The sequence below is a fragment of the Flavobacterium sp. FPG59 genome, assembly GCF_002150205.1.
GTDB lineage: Bacteria > Bacteroidota > Bacteroidia > Flavobacteriales > Flavobacteriaceae > Flavobacterium.
Map to the genome: position 1 here is coordinate 1 of NZ_MTCA01000287.1, position 3,258 is coordinate 3,258.

Below are 3,258 nucleotides of genomic sequence, written 5' to 3' on the forward strand. Positions count from 1 at the left end.
GCATTAGGTCTCGGAATTTTTCTGGGAAAACTCATTTTTTCTGCTCGATTTCAGTCTGAAAAAATTGGATTAGAAGAAAAACTAATTGCATACACCAGCCAATTCAATCAACTTAAGGAGCAAGTTCAAGTAGACAAAGCAACTTTTGAAAAACAACTGGAGAGCGCCACAATTGCGAAAGAAGCAATTCGGAATGAAAAAGACAGTTTAGCGATTCAACTTTCAAAAAAAGAAGTAGATTTTGAAAATCTTTGGGAACGAAATAAAGAACAAAAGGAAGAGGTAGAAAAACTACAAGAAAAATTCACCAAGGAATTTGAAAATCTTGCCAATAAAATATTAGACGAAAAATCGAATAAATTTACGGAGCAGAACAAAGAAAACATGAAAAACATATTGTCTCCACTGCAAGATAAAATTCAGTTATTCGAAAAGAAAGTAGAAGATACACATAAAGAAAGTATTGATTATCATGCCGCTTTACGCCAACAAATTCTGGGCTTACGCGAGATGAATATTCAAATGAGCAAAGAAACAATTAACCTTACCAAAGCATTAAAAGGCGATAGCAAAATGCAAGGAAATTGGGGCGAATTAGTTTTGGAACGTGTACTAGAAAAGTCAGGCTTAGAGAAAGGTCGTGAGTATGAAGTACAACAAGCTTTTACAACCGAAGATGGAAACCGCGTTTTTCCTGACGTTGTTATTAATTTGCCGGATGGTAAAAAAATGATTGTCGACTCTAAAGTGTCCCTTACGGCTTACGAAAAATATATTAATGAAGAGGATGATGTAGCAAAAACTGGATTTTTACGCGAGCATGTCAATTCAATTAAACGTCATGTGGAGCAACTAGGAAACAAAAATTATCATGACCTATACCAAATGGAAAGTCCTGATTTTGTTCTGCTTTTTATTCCGATAGAACCAGCCTTTGCTATGGCGCTTAATGAAGATACTACGCTGTACAACAAAGCATTCGAAAAAAACATAGTCATTGTCACTCCTGCCACTTTATTAGCTACCTTACGAACTATTGATAGTATGTGGACCAATCAGAAACAACAGGAAAATGCACTAGAAATTGCGAGACAAGCTGGTGCACTTTATGATAAATTTGAAGGATTTGTTGCTGATTTAATCAAAATTGGTAAAAAAATAGACGAAACTAAAACAGAATATTCTGGTGCAATGAACAAACTAGTTGATGGAAAAGGTAACTTAATCGTAAGTGTCGAAAAATTAAAGAAAATGGGAGCCAAAGCTAAAAAAGCACTTCCAGAAAGTATATTAAACAGAGCCGAAAAAGACGATAATCAATTACTAAACTAAACAAAATGAGAAAATTTTTAATGATAACTTTAGCGGTTATACTACTAGGTCTTGTATCCTATTTTACTTTTTTATACACAGCAACATATAGTGAAGGTGTACGATCTGGCGAATTAATTAAAGTTAGTAATAAAGGAGTGGTTTTTAAAACTTGGGAAGGAGAAATCAGTCAAGGTATTTCTGGAGCGCAAATTTTCACCTTTTCTGTATTAGATAGTAATGACAAGGTTATAACTGACTTACAAGAATTTGAAGGACAATATGTTCAAGTAAATTATGTAGAACGTTACCGTACTTTTCCGTGGTGGGGAGACACACGCTATTTTATAACTGATGTCAAAAAAGTAAACTCACCGTTCAAGATTAAATAAATGGATCGCATTTTTAAAACAGTAGCATCCTCAGACATTAGCATATCTGAGCTGATGCTACCATCGCATACTAATTTTAGTGGTAAAATACATGGTGGATATATTTTATCACTTTTAGACCAGATTGCATTTGCTTGTGCCTCAAAATTTTCAGGAAATTATTGTGTAACTGCATCAGTTGATACCGTTAATTTCTTGAGCCCTATTGAAGTTGGCGAACTAGTGACTATGAAAGCCAGTGTAAACTATGTGGGCAAAAGTTCTATGATTATAGGAATTCGTGTTGAGGCAGAAAACATTCAAACTGGAAAAATAAAACATTGCAATTCTTCTTATTTTACTATGGTTGCCAAAAAAAATTCAGGGGAAAGCGTGACCGTTCCAGGTCTTATTTTATCAAACCAAAATGATTTGAGACGCTATTTTAACTGCGTTAAGCAAATTGCTCTAAAGAAAGAAAAAGACTTACACGAAGAAATTTTCGATTATAATTCTCCTTCTGCTATTGAAAGTCTATCACATGATAATGTAAAACTTGATTTTGAACCCTAACATTCATCAAGAACACATAAACAAAAAAAATGTTAAAGGAATACTGTTATTTAGTTAAACAATTCCTCAAAGCTCCCTCCAAATTTTTAAATTGAAACTGAAAACCGGTCTGCTCTATTTTTTTAGAGGAGACCCTCCTACCCGTGAGTACAATTTTAGACATTTCGCCCATGACAAATTCTAGAACAAACGTGGGTACATTGGGCAACCAAATAGAATATCCGTAAACACATGCAAGCGTTTTTGAGAAAATAGTATTTGTAGTATTATCTTGTATGGCTGCATTATAAGCACCATTCATATGCTCTGTTTTTATGGCATGATAGTACATCATACACAAATCATCTACGTGAATCCAAGGCATATACTGTTTGCCAGTACCCAGTGCTGAGCCTAACCTCAACTTAAAAATAGTAGCAAGCTTATTCAAGACACCATCGTTCTTGCCTAATACGAGTCCAGTTCTTAATTTGACCGTTCTTATATTTCTATTTTCAATAAAATCTATCGCATCTTCCCATTTTTGACAGGTATAACCCAAAAAATCATTTGCAGGAATCATAGTTTCTTCGCAAATTTCCTCCCCATTTACTGCTCCGTAAATCCCTACTGCCGATGCAGATATAAAGGCTTCTAGTTGCTTATTGTGCTTTTTAAGTGTGATATATAATAATAAGGTAGATTGCTCTCTACTCTCTATTATGGCAGCTTTACGTTTTGCAGTCCATCTTTTCTCGGCAATGTTTTCACCAGCTAGATGTACAATATAGTCCGCACGCAAGACTGCTTGTTCATCAATAGTTTGATTTTCAACATCCCACTTGTAATAAAAAACCTCCTCTAAATTTGGTCTTAAAGTCCTAGTAAGGATAGATACCGAAAAACCTTTGGATAACAGCAAAGTCGTTAATTGCTTACCTATAAATCCTGTTCCGCCGCTAATTAATACGTTCTTTTTCATAATAGTGTAAAGCTAATGAATTTTAAAGATATAAAATTATAA

4 protein-coding genes are annotated in these 3,258 nt (G+C 34.3%); 3 read left to right on the top strand and 1 reads right to left on the bottom strand.

The features are described 5' to 3' along the window. From rmuC to FPG59_RS15125, 3 genes are all read left to right on the top strand, one after another. On the top strand, positions 1–1,332 hold a 1,332-nt coding region (rmuC, locus tag FPG59_RS15115), incomplete at its 5' end, for a DNA recombination protein RmuC (RefSeq protein WP_140344693.1). A 5-nt stretch (positions 1,333–1,337) separates the two neighbouring features. After that, complete coding sequence (locus FPG59_RS15120; RefSeq protein WP_086455386.1) at positions 1,338–1,703, top strand: 6-phosphogluconate dehydrogenase; 366 nt, start codon at positions 1,338–1,340, stop codon at positions 1,701–1,703. Next, positions 1,704–2,255: an acyl-CoA thioesterase gene (locus tag FPG59_RS15125; protein WP_086455387.1), complete on the top strand. Its 552-nt coding sequence runs from the start codon at positions 1,704–1,706 to the stop codon at positions 2,253–2,255. Between the two features lie 46 nt (positions 2,256–2,301). Here FPG59_RS15125 and FPG59_RS15130 read toward each other — a convergent pair whose 3' ends face one another. Continuing rightward, positions 2,302–3,216 carry a TIGR01777 family oxidoreductase gene (locus tag FPG59_RS15130; protein ID WP_086455388.1) on the bottom strand — a complete coding sequence of 305 codons (915 nt, stop codon included), beginning with the start codon at positions 3,214–3,216 and terminating at the stop codon, positions 2,302–2,304. Positions 3,217–3,258: the final 42 nt, after the last annotated feature.